The 22,884-nt window shown below is 74.0% G+C and carries 21 protein-coding genes and 1 riboswitch; of the genes, 8 read left to right on the top strand and 13 right to left on the bottom strand.

The features are described 5' to 3' along the window. Positions 1-3: 3 nt before the first annotated feature. The 7 genes from gcvT to L332_RS20470 form a co-directional block, all read right to left on the bottom strand. Positions 4-1,125 carry a glycine cleavage system aminomethyltransferase GcvT gene (gene gcvT / locus L332_RS20495; protein WP_021010135.1) on the bottom strand — a complete coding sequence of 374 codons (1,122 nt, stop codon included), beginning with the start codon at positions 1,123-1,125 and terminating at the stop codon, positions 4-6. Between the two features lie 60 nt (positions 1,126-1,185). Then, a riboswitch (glycine riboswitch) is annotated at positions 1,186-1,272 on the bottom strand. A gap of 31 nt (positions 1,273-1,303) precedes the next feature. After that, complete coding sequence (gene mnhG / locus L332_RS20490) at positions 1,304-1,711, bottom strand: monovalent cation/H(+) antiporter subunit G (protein ID WP_021010134.1); 408 nt, start codon at positions 1,709-1,711, stop codon at positions 1,304-1,306. Then, the gene (locus L332_RS0114985; protein WP_021010133.1) at positions 1,708-2,046 is read right to left on the bottom strand and encodes a monovalent cation/H+ antiporter complex subunit F; all 339 of its coding nucleotides are present in this window, start codon (positions 2,044-2,046) and stop codon (positions 1,708-1,710) included. Before L332_RS0114985 ends, mnhG begins: the two co-directional genes overlap by 4 nt. Continuing rightward, on the bottom strand, positions 2,046-2,576 hold the full coding sequence (locus tag L332_RS20485; protein WP_021010132.1) for a Na+/H+ antiporter subunit E: 531 nt from the start codon (positions 2,574-2,576) through the stop codon (positions 2,046-2,048). The genes L332_RS0114985 and L332_RS20485 overlap by 1 nt, the downstream gene beginning before the upstream one ends. After that, positions 2,573-4,081, bottom strand: a complete 1,509-nt coding sequence (locus L332_RS20480) for a Na+/H+ antiporter subunit D (protein WP_021010131.1) — start codon at positions 4,079-4,081, stop codon at positions 2,573-2,575. Before L332_RS20480 ends, L332_RS20485 begins: the two co-directional genes overlap by 4 nt. Beyond that, complete coding sequence (locus L332_RS20475; RefSeq protein ID WP_021010130.1) at positions 4,081-4,527, bottom strand: Na(+)/H(+) antiporter subunit C; 447 nt, start codon at positions 4,525-4,527, stop codon at positions 4,081-4,083. The genes L332_RS20480 and L332_RS20475 overlap by 1 nt, the downstream gene beginning before the upstream one ends. Continuing rightward, on the bottom strand, positions 4,524-7,370 hold the full coding sequence (locus L332_RS20470; protein ID WP_021064952.1) for a Na+/H+ antiporter subunit A: 2,847 nt from the start codon (positions 7,368-7,370) through the stop codon (positions 4,524-4,526). The genes L332_RS20475 and L332_RS20470 overlap by 4 nt, the downstream gene beginning before the upstream one ends. A 98-nt stretch (positions 7,371-7,468) precedes the next feature. Between L332_RS20470 and L332_RS20465 the strand changes: the two genes are divergently transcribed. The 3 genes from L332_RS20465 to L332_RS20455 are packed head-to-tail and all read left to right on the top strand — an operon-like array spanning position 7,469 to position 12,817. Next, entirely contained in the window at positions 7,469-8,650 is a 1,182-nt protein-coding gene (locus L332_RS20465) for an exonuclease SbcCD subunit D (RefSeq protein WP_021010128.1), read from the top strand. After that, positions 8,647-11,646, top strand: coding sequence for an AAA family ATPase (locus tag L332_RS20460; protein ID WP_021010127.1), 3,000 nt, complete (start codon positions 8,647-8,649; stop codon positions 11,644-11,646). The genes L332_RS20465 and L332_RS20460 overlap by 4 nt, the downstream gene beginning before the upstream one ends. A gap of 10 nt (positions 11,647-11,656) precedes the next feature. Continuing rightward, positions 11,657-12,817 (top strand): LOG family protein, encoded by a 1,161-nt coding sequence (locus L332_RS20455; protein WP_021010126.1) that lies wholly within the window; start codon positions 11,657-11,659, stop codon positions 12,815-12,817. A gap of 15 nt (positions 12,818-12,832) precedes the next feature. Here the strand turns inward: L332_RS20455 and L332_RS20450 are convergent, their stop codons facing one another. Further along, positions 12,833-13,558: a hypothetical protein gene (locus L332_RS20450; RefSeq protein ID WP_021010125.1), complete on the bottom strand. Its 726-nt coding sequence runs from the start codon at positions 13,556-13,558 to the stop codon at positions 12,833-12,835. Positions 13,559-13,645: 87 nt separating this feature from the next. Here L332_RS20450 and L332_RS20445 point away from each other — a divergent pair, with 87 nt between their 5' ends. Then, positions 13,646-14,134: a general stress protein gene (locus L332_RS20445; protein WP_021010124.1), complete on the top strand. Its 489-nt coding sequence runs from the start codon at positions 13,646-13,648 to the stop codon at positions 14,132-14,134. On the opposite strand, the gene L332_RS20440 is transcribed toward L332_RS20445, so the two are convergent. Both L332_RS20440 and L332_RS20435 read right to left on the bottom strand, forming a co-directional pair. Further along, complete coding sequence (locus L332_RS20440; RefSeq protein WP_021010123.1) at positions 14,103-15,641, bottom strand: MDR family MFS transporter; 1,539 nt, start codon at positions 15,639-15,641, stop codon at positions 14,103-14,105. The two genes, L332_RS20445 and L332_RS20440, sit on opposite strands and share 32 nt — an antisense overlap. 87 nt (positions 15,642-15,728) lie before the next feature. Continuing rightward, complete coding sequence (locus L332_RS20435) at positions 15,729-16,136, bottom strand: VOC family protein (RefSeq protein WP_051222897.1); 408 nt, start codon at positions 16,134-16,136, stop codon at positions 15,729-15,731. A 119-nt stretch (positions 16,137-16,255) separates the two neighbouring features. Here L332_RS20435 and L332_RS20430 point away from each other — a divergent pair, with 119 nt between their 5' ends. From L332_RS20430 to L332_RS20420, 4 genes are read left to right on the top strand one after another with little or no spacing between them, the layout of a single operon-like run. Continuing rightward, positions 16,256-17,203 carry an FUSC family protein gene (locus L332_RS20430; protein WP_021010121.1) on the top strand — a complete coding sequence of 316 codons (948 nt, stop codon included), beginning with the start codon at positions 16,256-16,258 and terminating at the stop codon, positions 17,201-17,203. Between the two features lie 32 nt (positions 17,204-17,235). Beyond that, positions 17,236-17,862: a CDP-alcohol phosphatidyltransferase family protein gene (locus L332_RS20425; protein ID WP_021010120.1), complete on the top strand. Its 627-nt coding sequence runs from the start codon at positions 17,236-17,238 to the stop codon at positions 17,860-17,862. Next, positions 17,859-18,311, top strand: coding sequence for a hypothetical protein (locus L332_RS30305; protein ID WP_021010119.1), 453 nt, complete (start codon positions 17,859-17,861; stop codon positions 18,309-18,311). Before L332_RS20425 ends, L332_RS30305 begins: the two co-directional genes overlap by 4 nt. 57 nt (positions 18,312-18,368) lie before the next feature. Beyond that, a complete protein-coding gene (locus L332_RS20420) occupies positions 18,369-19,031 on the top strand; it encodes a DsbA family oxidoreductase (RefSeq protein WP_021010118.1) in 663 nt (220 codons plus the stop codon). Positions 19,032-19,044: 13 nt separating this feature from the next. On the opposite strand, the gene L332_RS20415 is transcribed toward L332_RS20420, so the two are convergent. The 3 genes from L332_RS20415 to L332_RS20405 all read right to left on the bottom strand — a co-directional run bounded on the left by L332_RS20415 (position 19,045) and on the right by L332_RS20405 (position 22,814). After that, positions 19,045-19,806, bottom strand: a complete 762-nt coding sequence (locus L332_RS20415) for a class I SAM-dependent methyltransferase (protein ID WP_021010117.1) — start codon at positions 19,804-19,806, stop codon at positions 19,045-19,047. Between the two features lie 6 nt (positions 19,807-19,812). After that, positions 19,813-21,858 carry a DEAD/DEAH box helicase gene (locus tag L332_RS20410; protein ID WP_052588652.1) on the bottom strand — a complete coding sequence of 682 codons (2,046 nt, stop codon included), beginning with the start codon at positions 21,856-21,858 and terminating at the stop codon, positions 19,813-19,815. A gap of 509 nt (positions 21,859-22,367) precedes the next feature. Further along, positions 22,368-22,814 carry an SRPBCC family protein gene (locus tag L332_RS20405; protein ID WP_021010116.1) on the bottom strand — a complete coding sequence of 149 codons (447 nt, stop codon included), beginning with the start codon at positions 22,812-22,814 and terminating at the stop codon, positions 22,368-22,370. Positions 22,815-22,884: the final 70 nt, after the last annotated feature.

The following is a 22,884-nucleotide window of genomic DNA, read 5'->3' as shown; positions in this document are numbered from 1 at the left end:
GGTTCAGGCCTCTCGCTTGTAGAACGGCAGCTGGGCGACGGTCGCGGGCAGCTGCGTGCCGCGGACGTCGACGGTGAGGGCGTCGGAACCGGCGGACGCCGGCTCGACGAGGGCCATCGCGATCGGATGACCGAGGGTCGGCGACAGGGCGCCGCTCGTGACGCGGCCGACCGGCCGTCCGTCGTCGAGCACGGGGTAGCCGGCGCGCGGCGCGCGGCGGCCCTCGGCGGTGAGCGCGACGAGCACGGGCGCGTCGTCCGCAGGGCCCGCCTCGACAGCCGCCCGGCCGACGAAGTCGCCCTTGGTCTTGAGCGCCACGACCCGGCCGAGCCCCACTTGCGCAGGCAGCACGTCGAGCGAGAGCTCGTTGCCGTAGAGCGGCATGCCCGCCTCGAGGCGCAGCGTGTCGCGCGCGGCGAGCCCGCACAGCGCGAGGCCGTGCTCCTCGCCCGCGAGCACGATCGCGCGCCACAGCGACTCCGTCGCGTGCGCGGCGATGTAGAGCTCGAAGCCGTCCTCGCCGGTGTAGCCCGTGCGGGCGACGAGCACGTCCTCCCCCTCGAACACCGCGGGGAGCGCGCGGTAGTAGCGCAGGCCCTCGAGCGGCTCCGACTCGAGCCCGATCGCGCCGACGATCGCGGCGGCAACGGGGCCCTGCACCGCGACGAGGCCCGTCTGCTCGGTCTCGTCGACGACGCTCGCGTCGAAGCCCGCGACCCGAGCGGAGAGGGCGTCGAGAGCGGCGTGCCGGTTCGAGGCGTTCGCGACCACGAGGTACTCGGGCGCTGCGCCCGACTCGTCGACCCGGTAGACGATGAGGTCGTCGACGATGCCGCCGTGCTCGGCGAGCAGGAGCGAGTACTTCGCCTGCCACGGCTCGATCGCGGAGATGCGGCCGGCAAGCGCGTGGTCGAGGAACGCGCCGGCGTCCGGCCCGCTCACGCGCAGCTCGGCCATGTGGCTGAGGTCGAAGAGGCCCGCGCGCTCGCGCACCGCCTGGTGCTCGGCGAGGTCGGAACCGTAGCGAACGGGCATCTGCCAGCCGGCGAAGTCGATGAGCTGGGCCCCCGCCTCCCCGTGCACGTGCAGGAGCGGCGAGGCCGGCTGCGGAGCGTCTGCGGTCATGAGTCCTCCTGTGTCTGGACTCCCCCACTGTCGCGATCGTCGCCGATCGCTCCAGAGCGGCCTGCCCGTGCGGTTCGAGGACCTGAGAGTTTGGCGGGGAGGCTTGCTCCTTCGGTGCCCCCGGAGGGGCTCTCCCGCACGGGTGTGCAGCGGCCGGCTGTGCGTTCTGCCTGCGATCCTACCTGCTCGCGCGGCCGATGTCGGGATCGGTCTCATCGGGGTCGAGCCCCGCGCGATCGCCGTCGTCGTCGATCCGCTCGCGCTCGCGGTCGTCGACGACGAGGTCGGCGCGGTACTGCCGCGAGCGGTGCGCCGCCTTCGCCATCATCTGCGTCGCGACGGGCGAGGTGACGAGCTGGAGGCACGCGGCGACCGCGAGCATCGCGGTCGCGCTGCCGTTCCGCAGCACGAGCGAGAGCCCGACGCACAGCAGCAGGAAGCCGAGCGTCTGCGGCTTCGACGCGGCGTGCATGCGGTTGAGCACGTCCGGCAGCCGCAGGATGCCGATGGCCGCGGTGAGCGTGAAGAACGCGCCGACGAGGATGAGTGCGGCCCCGACGACGTCGAGCACGGATTCCAGGGTCACTCGCGGTCCTCCCCGCCGACGGGCCCGTCGCCCTCGATGCCGGTGCCCGGCTCGCGCGCGGGCGCGGGGCCGACGACGTTCTCACGACCTGCGACGAAGCGCGCCATCGACACGGTGCCGGCGAACGCGAGCATCGACAGGACGAGGATCACGGGGATCGTGAAGGGCTGGTGGTTGATCGCCGCCTCGACGGCGAGGCCGCCCGCGACGGTCGTGATGAGCACGTCGGTCGCGACGACGCGGTCGCTCGGACCCGGTCCGCGCACGATGCGGATGAGCGCGAGCGCCGCCGAGACGACGAGCATGACGCCGGCGATGACGAGCACGATCTCCATCAGTCCTCCTCCAGCAGCGCGCGGTCCTCGGGGGTGCCGAACGCCCGCAGCACGGTCGCCTCGGTCGCGAGCACGCTCGCGCGCGCCCGGTCGATCGCGGGTTCGTCCTGCGCGTCGAAGACGTGCACGAGCAGCCAGCCCTCCCCCGCGTCGATCGCGACCGAGCCGGGCACGAGGGTGACGAGCTCGGCGGTGATGACGGTGATGAAGATCGAGTCGCTCCGCAGCGGCACGCGGATGATCGCGTTCCGCGTGGGGCGCCAGAACGCGAGCACCTTCACCGCGACCTGGAACGACGAGACGATGAGGCCGCGGAGCGTCACGAGCACGAGCCGGAGGAAGCCGAGCGGCCGGAACGAGTCGAGCTCTGGCACGTCCGGCAGCGGGAAGATCAGCTGGATCGCGAGCGCGATGAGCAGGCCCCAGACGGCTGCGCCGATCGTGGGCTGGCCCCAGAGGAGCATCCAGATGACGGCGAGGCCGATCGTCGTCGGCAGCGAGAAGCGGTAGCGCAGGGCCGGGCGGTTCACGGCATCGCCTCCTCGACCGCGTCGTGGTAGGCGCCGCCCTCGATGTCGATGGATGCGCGCTCGGCGTAGGCCGAGAGCGGTCCGGCGAGCGCGGTGAGCGCGACGGTGATGCCGACGAGCGTCGATGCCGCGAAGATCCAGATGCGCGGCAGCACGCGCAGCGAGTGCACGCGGTCGTCGTCCTCGCCGCGGTCCTGCCAGAACGCCCGCTGCCACACCCGGATCACGGCGATGAGCGTCAGGAGGCTCGTCGCGATGCCCGCGACGACGGCGGCGATCGCGAGCGGCGACGGCGCGTCGAGCGCCGCGTCGAGCAGCGCCACCTTGCCGAGGAAGCCGGAGAAGGGCGGGATGCCGCCGAGGTTGAGGGCCGGCAGCAGGTAGAGCGCCGCGAGCAGCGGCACCGATGCGAGGCCGCCGAGCCTCGACAGGCTCGTCGACCCTCCGATGCGCTCGATGAGGCCGACGACGATGAACAGCGCCGTCTGCACGAGGATGTGGTGGACGATGTAGAAGATCGAGCCGGCGATGCCCTGCTCGGTGCCCAGCGCGACGCCGAGCAGCATGTAGCCGATGTGGCTCACGAGCGTGAACGACAGGAGTCGCTTGATCTCGCCCTGCGCGAGCGCGCCGAGGATGCCGAGCACGAGCGTCAGGATCGCGACGACGAGCAGCAGGTCGGTGAGCGGGCTGTCGGGGAAGAGCAGCGTCTGCAGCCGGATGATCGCGTAGACGCCGACCTTCGTGAGGAGGCCCGCGAAGACCGCCGTGACGCTCGCGGGCGCGGTCGGGTACGAGTCGGGCAGCCACGCCTGGAGCGGGAAGACCGCCGCCTTGATGCCGAAGACCACGAGCAGCAGCAGCTGGATCGTGAGCTGCAGCGCGGGGTCGAGGGCCGCGAAGCGCTCGGGCAGCTGCGCGAAGCTCACCGTGCCGGTCGCGCCGTAGACGAGCGCGAGCGCGAGGAGGAACAGCGTCGACGACGCGACGCTCACGACGACGTACGTGCTGCCCGCGCGCACGCGCTCCTTCGTCGCGCCGAGCATGATGAGCACGTACGACGAGAACAGCAGCATCTCGAAGCCGACGAAGAGGTTGAAGAGGTCGCCCGCGAGGAACGCGTTCGCGACGCCGGCCGTCAGCACGAGGAACGTCGGGTGGAAGACCGACACCGGCGCCCCGTCGGCGCTGTCGGCGATGTCGCGTCGCGAGGGGAAGATCACGACGATCGCCGTGACGATGCTCGAGACGAGCACGAGGAGCGCCGAGAGCCGGTCGGCGACGAGCACGATGCCGAGCCCCTCCGGCCACGCGCCGACCCACAGCACGATCGGGCCCTGGGCGTCGGCCGCGAGGCACAGGACGAGCGCGAGCACCGCGACGATGCCGAGCGTCGTGCCCGAGACGATGCGCTGCCACGCGGGGTGGCGCGCGAGCGCGAGCGTGACGCCGGCCGCGAGGAGCGGCAGGAGCACGGGGACGGGGACGAGGTTCGCGAGGTCCATCAGTCGTCGGCCCTCCCGGAGCGGCCGCCGGACTCGGTGTCGGGCTGCTCCTCGGGCGTGAGCTCGACGTATGCCTCGCTCGAGAGGTCGGCCTCGGCGCGACGCCGAACGATGGCGTCCTCGACGTCGTCGGCGACCTCGTCATGGCCCTCGAGCTGGAAGGAGCGGTACGACATGGCCAGCAGGAACGCGCTCGTCGCGAGCGAGATGACGATCGCGGTGAGCACCATGGCCTGCGGGAGGGGATCGGAGATCTCGTCCTCGGGCGTGCCGACGATGGGGCCGAGGCCCGCCGGTCCCGCCGCGACGAGGAAGAGCAGGTTGACGCCGTTGCCCGCGAGCATGACGCCCGCGAGGATGCGCATGAGGCTGCGCTCGAGCAGCAGGTAGGTGCCGGCGGCGATGAGCACGCCGCCGGCCACGGCGAGGGCGAGGGACGGGGTCACCGGCGCACCTCCTTGCCGGGCAGCGAGCGGTCGGAGCGCCACGCGGGTCGGGGCGCCGCGTTCTGCTCGGCGTGCAGGTCGATGCCGGCGCCGAGCGAGCGGACGAAGTCGAGCATCGCGCCGATGACGATGAGCCAGACGCCGATGTCGAAGAACAGGGTCGTGACGAGCTTCTGCTCGCCGAGCAGCGGCATGACCCACTCGATCGCGTACGACTCGCCGATGCGGCCGCCGACGAGGACAGGCCAGACGACGCCGAGCACCGCGACGACGATGCCCGCGCCGAGCAGCTTGCCCGCGTCGAACGGGGCGGCCTCCGTGAGCTCGTCGCGGCCACCCGCGAGGTAGCGCACCGCGAGCGCGATGCCCGCGACGAGGCCACCGGCGAAGCCGCCACCCGGCTCGTTGTGCCCGACCGCGAGCAGGTAGATCGAGACGAGCATCATGATCGGGAACAGCAGGCGCGTCATCATCTCGAGCACGGGCGAGGCCATGTGCTCGTCGGTGAACGCGCCGCGCAGCCAGTTGCCGCGCCGCGTCGCGGGATCGTTCTGCCGCAGCACGCCGAGGCCCGCGACCGGGCGGCGCACGAAGATGAGGCTCGCGACGCCCGTCGCGGCGGCGAGCAGCACCGACACCTCGCCGAGCGTGTCCCACGCGCGGATGTCGACGAGCGTCACGTTGACGATGTTCTCGCCGTTGCCGAACTCGTAGGCCCAGCGGTAGAAGCCCTCCGAGATCGGCTCCGCCGTGCGCGCCTGGAGCGCGGCGAGCGACGCGAGCGTCGCGAACGCGCCGACCAGGATCGCGAGCAGGGCTCGCGGGTAGCGAGCGGCCCGCAGCGGCCGATCGGTGAAGTACTTCGGCAGCCGGCGCAGCACGAGCACGAGCACGATGAGGAAGACCGTCTCGGTCAGCACCTGCGTGAGCGCGAGGTCGGGCGCGCCGTGCAGCAGGAAGAGCAGGCCGACGCCGTAGCCGACGACCGAGACGAGCATGAAGGCCTTGAGCCGACCGCGCGCGGTCGTGACGAGCAGCGCCGCGATCGAGATGAGCGCGGCCGCGCCGACCTGGCCGACGGAGTCGAAGAGCCGGATGTCGCCGGAGACGGCGCCCGCCATGACGAGCGCGCCGCCCGGGAGCACCACCACGACGAGCAGGATCGTCGTGAGGTGCAGCGGGAGCGAACCGGTCTGGATGCGGCCGGTCACCTCGACCGCGAGGCGGTCGAGGGCGCGCATGCCCGCGTGGTAGCCGCGCTCGAACACGTCCTGCCCGTGCGGAGCGCGCCTGGCGCTGCCGACCCGCAGATGGATGACCGTGCCGACCGCCCACGCGATCATCGACGCGGCGAGCGCGGGCGTGAAGCCGTGCCACAAGGCGAGGAGCGGCGCGGACTCGCCGGCGGGGACCGTCGATACGTGCGGCCGCAGCAGCTCTGTGATGAGGTTTCCGGCGAAGCCGAGCAGCAGACCGGCGGCGGCGAGGATGACGGGTGCGACGGCGAGCGCGCCCGTGCGCCGCTTGACCTCGACCGTCTGAGGACCGAAGAACGTGCCCATGATGAGGCGCAGGGAGTACGTCACGGTGATGGCGGCGCCGAGCGCGATCGCGATGAACGCAAGCCAGCCGAGCGCGACGAGCTCCTCGCTCGCGCCGGCGATCGCCGCGGCGATCGCCGCCTCCTTCGCCAGGAAGCCGAGCGCGGGCGGGAGCCCCGCCATCGACGCGGCGGCGAGGATCGCGGCCCCGGTGACGATCGGCATCCGCCGCGCGAGGCCGCCGAGCTCGCGCAGGTCCCTCGTGCCCGTCGCGCGGTCGACCGCGCCGACGACCATGAAGAGCCCCGCTTTGAAGATCGCGTGCGCGACGAGCAGCGTGAGGCCCGCTTGCATCGCGCCCTGGGTGCCGATCCCGATGACCGTCATCAGCAGGCCGAGCTGGCTCACGGTGCCGTGCGCGAGCAGCACCTTGATGTCGAGCTGCCGCATCGCGCGCACCGCGCCGAGCAGCATCGTCACGATGCCGAGCCCGACGAGCGTCCAGCGCCACCACGGCAGGTCGACGAACGCCGGCGTGAACGCGGCCATGAGGAAGATGCCGGCCTTCACCATCGCGGCGGCGTGCAGGAACGCCGAGACGGGCGTCGGCGCCGCCATCGCGCCCGGCAGCCAGTACTGGAAGGGCACGATCGCCGACTTCGAGAGCGCGCCGACGACGAGGCAGCCGGCGGCCCACGCGGCGGCGGCCGAGCGGGGCGGGTCGGCGACGATCGCGCTGAGCGAGTACGTGCCGGTCTCCGCCTCGAGCAGCAGGATGCCGACGAGCATCGTGAGCCCGCCGATCGTCGTGACGACGAGCGCCGTCTGCGCCGCTCGGCGGTTGCTCGCCGAGCGGTGGTTGAGGCCGACGAGCAGGTAGCTGAACAGCGTCGTGAGCTCCCAGCCGACCGTGAGCACGATGAGGTCGTCCGAGAGCACGAGCAGGAGCATCGAGGCGGCGAACCCCGTGAGGAGTCCCACGGTGCGGGCCGCGAGCGTCTCGGAGTCGAAGTACCACGCGCAATAGACGAAGATGAGGCCGCCCACGCCGAGCACGACCATCGAGAGCAGCCACTGGAGCGCGCCGAGCCGCAGGTCGATCGCGATGCCGAGGGACGGCATCCACTCGATCCGCTCCTGCAGCACCTGCCCGGCAGCGACGAGCGGCGCCTGCAGGCCGAACCACACGGCGGCCGCGAGGCTCGCCGCGGCGGGCAGCAGGAAGACGAACCGCCCCAAGCGGCCGCTGAGCGCGCTGGAGACGACGCCGAGGACGGCGAGCGTCGTCACAGTCAGCAGCACGTGGTGGAGTCCCTCTCGAGCTCGGGCAGGGGCTGTGTCAACCCTACCGGCGCGGCGGGCCTCCGACGCGCGTGGGTCGCTCGATCTACCGTGGGAGGATGCGCCTCCTGCACACCTCCGATTGGCACGTCGGCCGCACGTTCCACGGCGCCGACACGCTCGAGGCGCTCGAGGATGCGCTCGGCGCGCTCGCGAGGGTCGTGCGGGAGCGCGCGGTCGACGTCGTGCTCGTCGCGGGCGACGTCTTCGACTCGGCGATGCCCGCCGGCCGGCACGTCGAGGCGCTCTCGCGGTCGCTCGCCGCGATCCGGGAGGCGGGTGCCGAGATCGTGCTCTCGAGCGGCAACCACGACTCCCCCGCGCGGCTCGGCGCGAACGCCGCGTTCGCGCGAGCGGGTGGGCTGCACCTCAGCACCGCGGCGCTCGACCCCGCGTCGTGGCGCATCGAGCTCGCCGACGAGCACGGGCCGGTGGCCGTCTTCGCCGTGCCCTACCTCGAGCCGGTCGCGCTCCGGGCCGCGCTGCCGGAGGCGGGCATCGCGACGCAGGCCGACGCGATGCGATGGGCGATGGATGCGGTGCGCGCGTCGCTCGTCGACGTCCCGGCGCGCTCGGTCGTGCTCGCGCACTGCTTCGCGGCCGGCGTCGCCGACGACGCGGTGCGAGTCGACGAGGCAGTGCGGCTCGACGACGCGCCGCGCGACATCACGGCCGGCGGCCTCGACGTCGTGCCCGCGTCCGTCTTCGACGGCGTCGACTACGTCGCGCTCGGTCACCTGCACTCGCGGCAGGAGCTCTCGCCCTCCGTGCGCTACTCGGGCGCGCCGCTGCACTACTCGTTCCGCGAGCGCTCGCCCGAGCGCGGCGGCTGGCTCGTCGAGCTCGACGCCGAGGGACTCGCCGCCGTCGAGTGGATCGGGCTGCCGGTGCTTCGCGCGCTCACGACCGTCGAGGGCGAGCTCGCGGCGCTGCTCGCGGACGCGTCGCTCGACGGCACGGAGCACGACTGGCTGCGCGTGCGGCTCACCGACCGGGTGCGGCCGCTCGACGCGATGCGCCGGCTGCAGGAGCGCTGGCCGCACGCGGCCGAGGTCTCGTGGATCGGCGGCGCGAGCGCGCCCCAGCGGCAGCTGCGTGAGCGGCTCGCGCGGCGGAGCGAGGCCGAGGTCGTCGACGACTTCCTCGCCCACGTCCGCGCGGGCGCGTCGGCCACCGACGCGGAGGCGGCGCTCGTGCGCGAGCTGCTCGCGCGCGCGTCGGCCGAGGAGTCGGCCGCGTGAGGCTCCTGCGGCTCGAGCTCGCGGGATTCGGCCCCTACCGCGGGCGCTTCGAGATCGACTTCGCCGCCTTCGAGGCCGACGGCGTCTACCTTATCGCCGGGCCGACGGGCGCCGGCAAGTCGACGATCCTCGACGCCGTGTGCTTCGCGCTCTACGGCTCCGCTCCCCGCTACGACGAGCGGGCGCACCTGCGGAGCGACCTCGCGGGCCCCGACGAGGCGACGTGGGTCGAGCTCGACGTGCAGCTCGGCGACCGGGTGCTGCGCGTGCGCCGCTCGCCCGAGTACGAGCGCCCGAAGCAGCGCGGCAGCGGCACGACGCGCGAGAAGGCGCAGGCGACGCTGCTCGAGCGCACGCCGTCGGGCTGGGAGGCGGTCGCGACGACCGCGAAGGAGGTCGGGCACGAGGTCGCGCGCCTCGTCGGGCTCACGAAGGACGAGTTCCTGCAGGTCACGCTCCTCGCCCAGGGCGGCTTCGCCGAGTTCCTCGGCGCGTCGAGCGACGAGCGGAAGGCCCTGCTCGAGCGGCTCTTCGGCACCGGCAGCATGCGGCGGCTGCGCGAGCTCGCGCTCGCCGACGGGAAGGCCCTCGGCGCCCAGCGGGCAGAGCTCGAGCAGCGGCGCGACGACCGGGTCGCGCGCGTGCGCTCGCTCATCGGCCCCGGCGACGACGACGAGGAGGCGCCCGCCGACGACGGCGCCGCCGACGAGCGGTCGCTCGCGGCGCTCGAGGGCATCCTGACCGAGCGGCTCGAGGCCGCGTCAGCCGCCGCGGTCGCCGCGACGGCGGCCGAGCGCGAGGCGCGCGAGGCGCGCGACGCGGCGCGTGCGCTCGCCGAGCGGATCGCGCGCCGCGACGGCGCAGTCGCAGCGGTCGCCGCGCTCGAGGCGGCGAGCGACGCGATCGCGGCGGATCGCGAGCGGCTCGCCGACGCCGACCGCGTCGCGGAGGCCGCGGCCGAGGTCGACCGCTGGACGCGTGCCGACCGCCGCGCGCAGCGCGCCGCGACGGCGCTCGAGGCCGCGACCGCCGTGCTGCCCGAGAGCCTCGAGCCCGAGCGCGCGGCCGTCGAGCGCGAGCGCGAGGCCGCGCTCGACGACGTCGCCCGCGCGAGCGAGACGACGCGCTTCGAGCGCGAGCTCCCGCAGCTCGAGCACGCCGCCGACGAGGCCGAGCGCGACGCGCGCGCCGCCGAGGAGGCGGTGGATGCGGCGAGGCGCGAGCGAGCGGAGCACCCGGAGGCGCGCGACGCGCTCGTGCGAGCGAGGGAGGACGCCGCGACGCGCGCCGCGGGCACCGAGCCCGCTCGCGCCGCGCTCGAGGCGGCCGAGGCACGGCTCGAGGCGCGCGAGCGCGCCGACCGCCTCGTCGAGCACGAGCGCGAGGCCTCCGCCGAGGCCGGCCGCACCGCGGCCGCCCAGCACGCCGCAGCCGACGCGCTCCAGCGCCTCCAGGCCGCGCGCGTCGCGGGCATGGCGGGCGAGCTCGCGAGCGCGCTCGTGGCCGGCGAGCCGTGCCCGGTGTGCGGCGCGCTCGAGCACCCGAGTCCGCACGCGCCGGGCGGCGACATCGTCACGGCCGACGACGTCGCCGACGCGATCGCCGCGAGCGAGGCCGCGCTCGCCGCCGCGACCGCCGCGAACGAGACCCTCGCCGCGCTCGAGCGGGAGCGCGCATCGCTCGAGGCGATCGCCGGCGCCGCGGATCGCGACGCGCTCGCCGCCGCGCTCGACGCCGCTCGGGCCGCGCAGCGCGCATGCATCGACGCCGCCGCCGAGCGTGAGCGGCTCGGCCGCGAGCTCGAGCAGCACGACGAGCGCTCGCGCGAGCTCGACGGCCGCATCGCCGAGCTCGAGCGCGTCGTCGGCGAGCGCCGCTCCGCCGCCGCCTCGGCCGCGACCCGGCTCGCCGACGCGCGAGCGCGGGTGCGCGAGGCGCTCGGCGAGCACCCCGACGCGCGGTCGATGCTGCACGCGGCCTCGACGCGCCGCGATGCGCTCGAGCAGTGGCTCGAGGCCGACGCCGAGCGGGCGCGCGCCGCGGCCGAGCAGGAGGAGGCCGCGGCCGACGGACGCGCGGCGCTCGAGCGCCTCGGCATCGCGGACCGCGAAGCCCTCGCGGCCATGCGGCTCGAGCCCGCCGAGCGGCTCGCGCTCCGCGAGCGCATCCGAGCCCACGACGACGAGCTCGCGAGCGCGCGCGGCGTGCTCGCGCAGCCCGAGCTGCAGGGCCTGCCCGAGACCGCGCCCGACGTCGCGCCGCTCGAGGCCGCGCTCGTCGAGGCCGAGGCGGCATCCGCCCTCGCGGCTCGCGCCGAGGCGACTGCCCAGACCAGGCTCGACCACGCCGCCGCCGACCTCGACGACGCGAGGCAGGCCATCCGCTCGCTCGCCGACGGCGCCGAGCACGCCGCGACCGTGCGCGCCCTCGCCGACGCGCTCGACGGCCGCAACGAGCTGCGGCAGGACATCGAGACCTACGTGCTCGCCGCCCGGCTCGGCACGATCATCGAGGCGGCGAACCTGCGGCTCGGCGCGATGACCGATGGGCGCTTCGCGCTCCTGCACGACGAGGGCACCGCCTATCGCGGCAAGGCGAGCGGGCTCGGCATCCAGGTGCTCGACGCGCACACCGGTCGGGCGCGCACGACGAAGTCGCTCTCGGGCGGCGAGACGTTCCTCGCGTCGCTCGCGCTCGCGCTCGGGCTCGCCGACGTCGTGCAGGCCGAGGCGGGCGGCATCTCGCTCGAGACCCTCTTCGTCGACGAGGGCTTCGGATCGCTCGACCAGGACTCGCTCGAGGCTGCGCTCGCGACCCTCGACGCGCTGCGGGCCGGCGGCCGCAGCGTCGGCGTCATCAGCCACGTGCAGCAGATGCAGGAGCGCATCCCGTGGCGCATCCGCGTCGTGCCCGTGCCCGGCGGGGGCAGCCGCATCGAGGTGGCGGCGAGCGACTCCCCCGGTCGTGCCCAGGAGACCGCGCTCCGCGCTGGGTAGGCTCTCGGGCGTGCCCGACTTCGACGAGCGCCCGCAGCACGGGCGGCGCATCGACATCTCGTCGCTCGCCGCGTTCGACTTCTTCGCGCGCCGCGCGTCGAGCATGGCGGACTGGCGCCTGCAGGACGTCGACCTCACGGACCGCGCCGGCGCGCTCGAGCGGCTCGACGGCGGCGGTGCGCTGCTGCTCGGCTGCGACCTGCCGCCCGGCGCGAGGGAGCGGCTCGTCGCGCAGGGCGCGATCGTCTTCGACGACGTGCCCGACACGCCCTTCAACGCCTACCGCTCGACGCTCTACTCGCCCGACGACCTCGTGCAGGGCTTCGACGAGGGCTACCCGGCGACCTTCGACGCGCGCGTCTACGCGTGGTCGCGCACCCGGCAGCACGACGTCGCCGACACGCTCGCCGCCGCCCTGCACGACCACTCGATCGACGACGCGCTCGCCGACTGGGTGCGGGGCAAGCAGATCGTCGGCGTCATGGGCGGCCACGCGCTCACGCGCGACTCGGATGCGTACCGGCAGGCCGCGCACCTCGGCCACGGGCTCGCGCGCGCCGGCCGGGTCGTCGCGACGGGCGGCGGGCCGGGCGCGATGGAGGCGGCGAACCTCGGGGCGCGAGCCGTCGCGCTCTCGACCGAGCAGCTCGACGCGGCGATCGACGAGCTCGCGGCCGAGCCGGCGTTCCACGGCGCGATCCCCGCCTGGATCTCGTCCGCGCGGCGAGTCGCGGCACGCGTCGGCGACGGCGTCTCGCTCGGCATCCCGACGTGGCACTACGGCCACGAGCCGCCCAACTCGTTCGCGACCGCGATCGCGAAGTACTTCCAGAACTCGGTGCGCGAGTCGATCCTGCTGCGCGTCGCGAGCGCCGGCATCGTCGTGCTGCCCGGCGCGGGCGGCACGGTCCAGGAGATCTTCCAGGACGCGTGCGAGAACTCCTACGCCGAGGACGGCGCGTGGGCGCCGCTCGTGCTGCTCGGCGAGCGCTACTGGACCGAGACGATGCCCGCGTGGCCGCTCCTGCAGGCGGTCATGCGCGGCAAGCCCGGCGAGGCGGGCATCGCGCTCGTCGACTCGGTGGCGGATGCGGTGGCGGCGATCTCGGCGTTCGAGCCGGCACCGGGCGGGTCGGCGCTGCACGCGCCGGCGCCGGAGGATCGGCGCTGACGAGGGCCGTGCGCCCTACGGCAGCAGCTCCCCCGCGATCCTGCGCTCGATGTCGTGCGTCGTCGCCTCCGGCAGCGCGATGAGCCCGTCGAGCTCGCGCCGCGCCTGCCGATAGGCCGACTGGCGCTCCGCGGCCGTCGACGCCTCGTTCTCAGCGAGCGCCATGAGCCGCTGCGCCGACTGCAAGCGGCCGCGCTCGGCGTCGGTGAAGCCCGACTGCGCGCGCCGCTTCGCCTCGCGCAGCGCCGCCTCGAAGGCGACCTCGAAGTCGCGCACCGCTTCGCGGTAGCGCTCGAGCGCGCCCGGCGGGCGCAGCTCCTCCGGCTCGCTCGGCTTCAGCCCGTCCGCGACGCGCTTGGCGCGGTGGAAGGTCTGCGTGAGCGGCTCGCGCATGTCGGTCATGAGCGGGTAGTCGATGAGCTTCGCGACGTCGAGCTCGAAGTCGAGCCAGCGCCGATCGGCCTCGGCGTGGTCGGCGATGATCCGCTGGATCTGCCGGTCGCGGTCCTCCCGCTCCAGCCGGTCGTCGGTCGCGCCCTTGCCCTTCCCCTTCCCCGTGCGCTGCTCGGGCGCGGGCGGCACGGCCTGCACGGGAGCGCGGCGGATGCGCTCGAGCTCGATGCGGTCGCGGCGGCGGCGCTCGCTGTACTTCGCGGCGCCGCCGATCCAGCCGCCGACGATCGGGCCGACGATGAACATGAGCCACCAGTAGCTGCCGGCGAACTGCAGGATGTCGTCCACGAGGAGAACCTACCTGCCGCTCTGCGATCGCTCGGGATCGGATGCGATGATGCGCGCGAGGCCCGTCCCCGGGCCGGAGGAGGCACCATGTCGAACATCCAGAACCCGATGCCGAACCGCACGGAGCCGACGCCGCCGTCGACGACGATCGCCGAGTTCGACACGTACGAGGAGGCGCAAGCGCTCGTCGACCGGCTGAGCGACGCGAGGTTCCCCGTCGAGCACGTGCGCATCATCGGCACGGGGCTCACGACGGTCGAGCAGGTGCTCGGCCGCATGACCTACGGCCGGGCCGCCCTCTCCGGCGCGCTCGGCGGCGCGTGGTTCGGCCTCTTCGTCGGTCTGCTCTTCGGGCTCATCATCGTGAACTCGTGGGCATGGGTCATCTGGGCCGTGCTCATGGGCGCCGCGTTCGGCATGATCGCCGGCGTCGTCCAGCACGCGATGACGGGCGGGAAGCGCGACTTCTCCTCGATCCGCGCCCTGCAGGCCGCGCGCTACGGCGTGCAGGTCACGAACGAGCACGCGGCCGAGGCCGTGCGCCTCATGGGGCAGGCGCCGCGGGCGCAGGCGTAGCCCCGTCCGCAGCCGCCGCGGGCGCCGCGGCCGCGTCGCGGTGCTCCGGCTCGTCGGGCACGTCGTCGGCGGGCTTCCGCAGCCGGAGCGTCGCGATGACGCCGAGCACCCACAGCGCCGCCGCGCCCATGAACGCGAGGCGCGCGCCCTCGAGCAGCGCGTCGCCCGAGGGAACGCCCGTGTCGACGAGCTGCCCCTGCCGCGTCGCCATGATGGTGACGAACGCAGCCGTGCCCGCGGCGCCGGCCACTTGCTGCACCGTGCTCAGCACCGCCGAGCCGTGGCCGTACAGGTGCTTCGGGAGCGCGCCGAGCGACACCGTGAACAGCGGCGGGAAGGTGAGCGCGAAGCCGAGGCTCAGCACCATCTGCATGAGGAGCACCATCCACCACGGCGTCGTCGTGGCGAGCTGCGTGTAGAGCACGAGCGCCGCGAGCACGACGAGCGCGCCGGGGATCACGAGCGGGCGCGGTCCCCACCGGTCGTAGAGCCGACCGACGACCGGTCCGAGCAGACCCGTGAGGAGCGCACCCGGGAGCGTGATGAGCCCGACCTGCAGCGGCTCGAGGCCGAGCGAGTCCTGCAGGATGAGCGGCAGCAGGATGAGCGTGCCGAACATCGCCGCCATCGCGATCATCATGACGGTCACGGCGGCCGTGAACAGCGGGTGCCGGAACGTGCGCAGGTCGAGCAGCGCGTCGTCGGTGCGCTGGAGCCGCACCTGCCGCAGCACGAACGCGACGAGGCCGAGCACGCCGATCGCGAGCGCCGTGGGCAGCTGCCACGCGGGCAGCCCCTCCGCGCCGATGAGCGAGAGCCCGTAGACGAGGCCGCCGAACCCGAGCCCCGCGAGCGGGATCGAGACGACGTCGAGCCGCGGTGGCTGCTGCACGTCGCCCCCGCGGAGCGTGCGGGCGCCCGTGAGGAGCATCGCGATCGCGAGCGGCGCGACGCCGAGGAAGATCCAGCGCCACGACGCGAACTGCAGGATCGCGCCCGAGACGGTCGGGCCGAGCGCGGGTGCGACCGACATGACGAGGGAGATCGTGCCCATGAAGGCGCCTCGGCGCGCGGGCGGCACGAGGCGCATGACCGTCGTCATGAGCAGCGGGAACACCACGGCGGTGCCGGATGCCTGCACGACGCGGCCGAGCAGCAGCAGCGGGAACGACGGCGCGACGCCCGCGAGGAGCGTGCCGGCGACGAACGCGCCCATCGCGACGAGGTAGAGCGAGCGCGTGCTGAAGCGCGCCATGAGCCAGCCGGTCGTCGGGATGACGATCGCCATCGTGAGCAGGAAGGCGGTCGTGAGCCACTGCGCGGCGCGCTCGTCGATGCCGAGCACGGGGTCGGCGACGAGCGTCGAGATGGCGACGTTCATCGCGGTCTCGTTGAGGATGACGACGAAGGCCGAGACGAGCAGCGTCGCGATGACGATCGCGCCGCCGGCAGGCAGTCGAGTGGATGCGTCGGCCCGGGCGGGGGTGGACTGGGTGTCGGTCGGCATGTGCTCTCTCGGGCGGCACCGCGCGGACCCGCCGATCGGCGGATCCGCGTCGCTGCGATCAGAAGGGTGGGCGGCTGCCGCGGCGGATCAGGCCGCGGGCGCCTCCATGTGGAAGAAGTCGATGATGTGGCCGTCGGGGTCGGTGAGCTGACCGCCGTACATGCCCCACTCGCTCTCCTCGATGGGCTTGGAGAGCCTACCGCCCGCCGCCGTGCCCGCGGCACCGAAGGCGTCGACCTCCTCGCGGCTGCCGAGCAGCAGCGCGAGCAGGTTCTCGAGCGAACCGCGCTCGGCGCGCCGCTGCTCGCCGACGAGGAACTCATCGAACCGCTCGTGCTCGAGCAGCATGATCGAGACCTGCTCGTTCACGGCCATGCAGCTCGTCGTCTCGTCGCTGAAAGCCGGGTTGCGCGTGAAGCCGAGCGCCTCGTAGAAGGCGGTCGCGACGCCGACGTCGGCGACGGCGTAGTTCGGGAAGACCATCTGCACTGCCATGACCGCTCCGCTCATCCCGCTCGACTCGCGCGAGCGCCGAGTTCCGGCGCGCGTTCCTCGCCTTCGGGCCCCACGACGGCGCGCACCGCGTCGCGATCCGGGCGAGCGTCAGCACCGCCGTGCCGCTCCTCGTGCTCGTCGCGATCGGCCACGCGGAGTGGGGCGCGTGGGCCGCCTTCGGCGCCTTCACCTCGCTCTACGGCCGCAATCGCGTGCAGCTGCCGCGGCTCGTCATGCAGTCGACGGCCGCGGTCGTCATGGTCGCGGCGGTGGGGCTCGGCTCGCTCGTCGCGACGCTGCCCGCGCCCGCGTGGCCGATGATCGCGCTCGGCGCCGTCTTCGCGGGCCTCGTCTCGATCGTCTCCGACGCCGAGGACTGGCACCCGCCGGGTCCGCTCTTCGCGCTCTTCGCCTTCAGCGGCTCCGCATCGCTGCCGGACGTCTCGCTCGCCGACGCGGGGATCGCGACCGCCGTGGCCACCGCATCCGCCGCCTTCTCCGTGCTCATCGGCTCGATCGGCACCGCGTGGCGGCGGGCGCGGCGGCTGCCGGCGCTCGAGTCGCTGCCCGTCGCGCGCAGCTACCGCCTCTCCCCCGGCCGCCGGGTGCAGCTGCGGCGCGTCGCCCGCTACGCGCTCAGCGTCGCGCTCGCGGGCTCGATCGCGACGGCGCTCGGCATCGGCCACCCCTACTGGGCGATGGTCTCGGCGGTCGTGCCCGTCTCGACCGGCACGTTCGCGGCCGGCCTCGCGCGCGGCACCCACCGCATCCTGGGCACGAGCCTCGGCGTGGTGCTCGCCGCCGCCCTCCTCGCGCTGCGGCCGAGCGACGTCGTGGTCGTGCTGCTCATCGCGGCCGTCGCCTTCGGCACCGAGCTGCTCGTGGGCCGCAACTACGGCGTCGCGATGGTCTTCGTCACGCCGCTCGCGCTGCTCGCGGTGCACCTCTCGAGCCCCGTGCCGGTCGACCGGCTGCTCGTCGACCGGCTCGTCGAGTCGATCGTGGGCGCGCTCGTGGGCATCGCGGTCGGCTTCGCGACCCGCCGGTGGGACGGCCGCCGGGCCTGACCCGTCGCTCGCCCTGTGCTATCCAAGAGGGCATGCGCCTCATCTCGGCTCGCGACCGCGATCCGGCCGACCCCTACTTCACGCGCGTGCTCACGGTGCCGAACGCCTTCACCATCGCCCGGCTGCTGCTCCTCGTGCCCGTCTGCTGGCTCATCATCGACGGCGCTCCGGGCTCGTGGACCCCGGTCGTGCTGCTCGCGGTGTGGGCGGCGACCGACTGGATCGACGGCGTGCTCGCGCGCGCGCTCGACCAGACCTCGCGGCTCGGCGAGGTCATGGATCCGATCGCCGACCGCATCGGCATCGTCGGCGTCACGCTCGCGCTCGCGATCGGCGGCGCGGTCGACTGGTGGATCCTCGCGGTCATCTTCGCCGTCGACGTGCTCTCGGTCATCTCGGCGGGCAAGGCGGCCCGCGACGGCAGCATCCACGTCTCGTGGCTCGGCAAGGTGCGCACGGCGGTGCTGCTGACGGCGATCGTGGTCGTGCTGCTCGGCCACACCGTGCTGCCGGAGGCGACGGCGCTCGGCATGACGCTCATGCTCGTCGGCGTCGGCCTGCACGTGATCGCGGGGATCGACTACTTCCTGCAGGCGCGTCGCCTGCGCCGGGTGCAGACTGGGAGGCCTACGAGTCGGCAGGCGGAGGAGGCGCGATGAACGAGTGGCACGAGGACCGCGAACGGCTCGCGGCGCACGTCGAGGACATCCTCGCGGGCTGGCACGAGTCGGTCGAGCGTGTGCCCGGCGAGGACGGCGAGCCCGACACGATCGTCGCGCGCGACGGCGACCGGGTGGCGGCGATCCTGCCCCTCGATGAGGAGAGCGTCGAGGAGATGGTCGACGCCGAGGCCGACGGCGAGCTCGCGCAGTGGTTGCGCGATGAGCTCGCCGAGGACGACGAGCGCGACGACGACGACCTCGACGACGACGAGGACGACGACCTCGAGGCCGCCGCCGACGCGTGGCTCGGCGACGACGCCGCCGTGGAGGACGACCCCGTCGCGACGACCGCCGCCGCTGAGGACGACGACGACGAGGACGACTTCGACCTCGACGACTGGGACGACCCGGAGGCCGACGCCCTCATCGACGAGCTGCCGGCGTAGCGCGCCGCGGGGAGCAGTCGCGCGGAATAGCGGCGCGGGGCGCGCGTTGACCCCAGCATGCAGGTAGACATCTGGTCAGACGTGGCGTGCCCGTGGTGCTTCATCGGCAAGCGGCGGTTCGAGCGGGCGCTGGGCGCCTGGGAGCACGGCGACGAGGTCGAGGTCACGTGGCACTCGTACCAGCTCGACCCCACGCTCCCCGAGCGCTACGACGGCGGCGAGGTCGAGTACCTCTCGCGCGTGAAGGGCATGCCGGTCGAGCAGGTGCGGCAGATGATCGGCCACGTCGCCGAGCAGGCCGCGGGCGAGGGCCTGCGGTACGACTTCGACGCGCTCGTCGTCGCCAACAGCCTGCGCGCCCACCAGCTGCTGCACCTCGCGAGGTCGACGGACGCGAAGACGGCGGATGCGGTGAAGGACGGGCTCCTGTCGGCCCACTTCGAGCGCGGCGTCGACATCGGCGACGTCGAGGCGCTCGTCGAGATCGGCACCGCCGCGGGGCTCGACGCCGACGAGATCCGGGCGTCGCTCGCCGACGAGCGCCACCTCCCCGCCGTGCGCGCCGACATCCAGCAGGCGCGCGAGATCGGCGTGAACGGCGTGCCGTTCTTCGTCTTCGACATGCGCCTCGCGCTCTCGGGCGCGCAGCCGCCGGAGGTCTTCGTGCAGGCGCTCGAGCGCGCGCGAGAGCTGAGCCTCGAGGACTCCCCCGCCCGCTGAGCCGCCGACGGCGTCAGTCGGCGCGGCGAGCGAGGAAGACCCACTCGCGGCCGGGGCGGTCGGGCGCATCGCGCACGTCGACCACCGCGAAGCCCGCGCGCTCGAGCGATGCCTCGATCTGCTCGCGCGAGCGGAACCGCAGCGTCGACTCCGAGTCGATGCGCGCGCCGTCGCGGTGGAACACGGTCGGCGACCGGAACGTGACGAGCGCGCCGCCGGGCGCCTCCTCGTCGACCGCGATGAGCTCGACCCAGTCCTCGACCGGCCCTTCGTGCGCGACGTCGACGACCTGCCGCGACACCTCCGGCGTCCACTGCAGCCACGCGCGGCGCTCGGGCCGCCGCGACTCGAGCACGAGCGTCCCACCCGGCCGCAGCAGCCGCCGCGCGGCGCCGAGCGTCGTGGCCCAGTCGTGCTCCTCGACGAAGACCTGCGCGACGTTCGCCGTCATGGTCGCGACGTCGAAGCCCGAGCCGATCGACGCATCCGCCTCGACGGCGTCGAGCGTCCCCTCGAGCCAGCGCACCGCATCCGCCCCCGGCTTCGCCCGCGCGACCCCGATCGACGCGCTCGCGGGGTCGACGCCCGTGACCGAGAGCCCGCGCGCGGCGAGCATGAGCGCGAACGTGCCGGTGCCGCAGCCGATGTCGAGCACCGACCGGGCGCCGAGCTCGTCGACGACGATCCGCGCGTAGACCTCGAGATCCGAGCGGTCGGGGTCGAGCGCGTCGTAGACGGCCGCGAGGCGCGGCTCGCCGAAGATCGCGTCGACCACCGCCGGTCAGCGTGCGATGCGCGCGGCCACCGCGTCGTGCAGCATGCCCGCGACCGCCTCGAGCCGCGGGTCGGTGCTCGTGGGCTCGTCGCCGACGGCGCCGTCGATCGCGCGACCGACCATGCCCGCCTTCGTGTCGAGCAGCTCGGCGATGCGCGTGTCGATCGTCTGCGCGGCGAGGATGCGCCACACGGTGACGGGCATCGACTGGCCGATGCGGTGGATGCGGTCGATCGCCTGGGTCTGCTCGGCGTCGGTCCACGAGAGCTCGGCGAGCACCATGTCGGCCGCCGCCTGCAGGTTGACGCCGACGCCCGCGGCCATGAGCGAGCAGACGATGACCCGCACCGACTCGTCGTTCGTGAACGCGTCGATCGCGGCCTGGCGCTGCGTCGGCGACTGGTCGCCGCGGATCGAGACCGTCTTGATGCCGGCCTTCGCGAGCGTCTGCTCGGCGGCGTCGAGGACGTCGATGTGCTTGGCGAAGAAGACGACCTTGCCGACCGAGTGCGCGAGCTGCGCGGCGTAGTCGGCGGCGAGCTCGGCCTTCGCGCGGCCGATGCGGCGCGCGAGCGCGAAGACGTTCTCACCCGTGCCGCCCTCCTGCGCCTCGACCTCGCTGCGCGCGATGCGGCGCACGAGCTCGTCGTCGACGCGGCTGTCGTCGCGCGCGTCGGCGGAGCGCTGCTCGATCGCGGCGTCGTAGCGGCGCAGCATGCGCTCGACGAGCTCGCGCTCGGCGGCGCGGATCGACCGCACGGATGCCTCGTCGAGCTCGACGGGGATGTCGGCGATGCGGCGGGCCGGGATGTCGGAGGCGACGTCGATCTTGCGGCGCCGGACGATGCCCATGTCGATCACGGCGCGCCTGGCTGCCGGGTAGAACGCCCGGTCCATCGGCGTGAGGCCGATCTCCTCGAGGTGGTCGGTGAGCTCGGCGTTCGGCTCCTTGTGGTCGATCCAGCCGAGGAAGCGCCAGATCGCCCCGAAGTCCTCGATGTCGTTGATGAGCGGCGTGCCGGTGAGGGCCATGAGCAGCGGGTTGCCGATGCGCTCGCGCATCGCCGCCGAGATCTGCAGCACGTGCCGCGAGCGCTTCGAGCGCGTGTTCTTGATGAAGTGCGCCTCGTCGACGACCATGCCGCGGAACCCGAACCGCTCGAGCCACCCGATGTGGCGGTCGAGCACCTCGTAGTTCACGACCACGACGTCGGCGAAGGCGTCGAGCGTGTCGCCGTCGCCCTGCAGCACCGCGGCGCGGCGCCCGGGCAGCCAGCGCTCGGTCTCGCGCGCCCAGTTGATCTTCACGACGCTCGGCGCGACCACGAGCAGCGGGAACGCATCGGCCGCCTGCGCGGCGAGCAGCGCTTGCGCGGTCTTGCCGAGACCCGGCTCGTCGGCGAGCAGGAACGTGCGGTGCCCGTCGCGGGCGGCCTGCACGAGCTCGGCCTGGTGGTGCATGAGCTCCTTGCCGCCCGGCGCGATGTGCCGCTTCGGCTCGGGCAGCGGCATGCACGCGGGACGGCCGTCGGCCGCGACCTCGAACGAGAGGTAGAGCGGCGAGAGCAGGTCGAAGCCCGCGAGGCGGTCGCGCTCGGGCTTGCGGCGCACGTGCGTGAGGTCGGGCTCGAGGAAGGGGTTCGCGAGCGCGACCCGGCGCACCGACGGCGGCACGACCTGCGGCGCCTGCGGCTCGGTCACCTCGGGCTCGGGAGCCGACTGCGGCTCGGGCGCCTCCTCGATGCCCGCGGCCTGCAGCATCTCGCGCTTGCGCTCGCGCACGGCGTCGGTGATCGGCGCGCCGTCGCCGAGCAGCGGCAGCAGCGTGGGCTCGCGGCTCGCGGCCTTCGCGAGGATGACGGCGATGCCGTCGAGTCGCTTGAGGTCCTCGGCGCGCTGGGCGTCGGTGAGCGTCTTGTCGGCGCGCACTCGGGCGCGCTCCTCGCGCGCGAGCATCGCGACGACCTGCAGCTTCACGCGCGTCGAGCGGGAGGCGGCGCCGCGCTTGACGGCCGCCTCGACCTGGCGCACGGCGCGGGCGAGCTGCGGGATGAGCGCGTCGCGCTCCCGGGTGGCGGGCCGCTCGGCGGCCGCCTCGTCGACGACGATCGCGTCGAGGTCTTGGGATGCGTCCGTGTCGGTCGCATCGATGGTTGCGGCGTCTGCCACGTGTCCTCCATTCGAGGCGGGGCCGGCGGTGCGGGCCCCGGATTGACGGGCTTCGACGAGCACCGACAGATCGGTGCGTGACTCATCGAGCCGGCGGCTGCGGCTGCGGTGCACGGGCGGGGCCGCTTCGCGGCTCCGGCGGTGACCGGCGCTGTCGCCACGCCAATGCTACTAGGTCGAGCCCCGGATCCGCTCGGTCGCCCCGCCGGCGCGTGCGACGGGCGCCCCGATCCGTCTCGCGACGGGCGCGCGCTCGCGCCGCCTGGGCCTCCGGATGGGTGGCAGGAGCGTGCGGGTGACGCGCCAGCGGGTGCCGATCCTGTCGATGCGGAAGCGGCCGCTGTGGACTTCGCGATGGCAGGCGGGGCAGCGCAGGATGCCGCGGTGGGGGCTCAGCCCTCGAGCAGCGCCTTCAGCCGGTCGATCGAGGCGAGCAGCTGCGGCTCCTGCGTTCGGCGCGCGCGGTCGAGGCGCGACTTGTCGCACAGCTGCGTCCAGTCGTAGGTCTGGGTGACGAGCGTGCCGCCGTCCGCCGGCTCGAGCTCCCACCGCCAGAGGTGCCCGATCGGCGGCTTGCCCTCCTCGGCGGGCTTCCACGCGATGCGGCGGCCCTCCTCGAACTCCACGACGTGGTTCTCGCGCACCGCGCCGCTGCCGAGCGTCATCGAGAACACCTCGCCGGTGGCACGCACGCGCTGCCCCTCGGGCGCCGAGCCGAGGTTGTCGTTGCCGTCCCACGCCGGCTGGCGCGAGGGATCGGCGATCTCCTCGAAGATGACGTCCGCGGGGGCGGCGATCACGCGGCTCGCGCGCACCACTCGGGATTCGCTCTCGCTCATGGCTCGATCGAACCACGCGCGCGCCTCGCGCCGCCACCGGTGCGCGACCCGACGCATCCGCCCCCATTGA

This window comes from Agrococcus pavilionensis RW1, from assembly GCF_000400485.1.
Lineage (GTDB): Bacteria > Actinomycetota > Actinomycetes > Actinomycetales > Microbacteriaceae > Agrococcus > Agrococcus pavilionensis.
The sequence above is the reverse complement of the archived record's forward strand: the minus strand, read 5'-3'. Positions and strand labels throughout refer to the sequence as shown.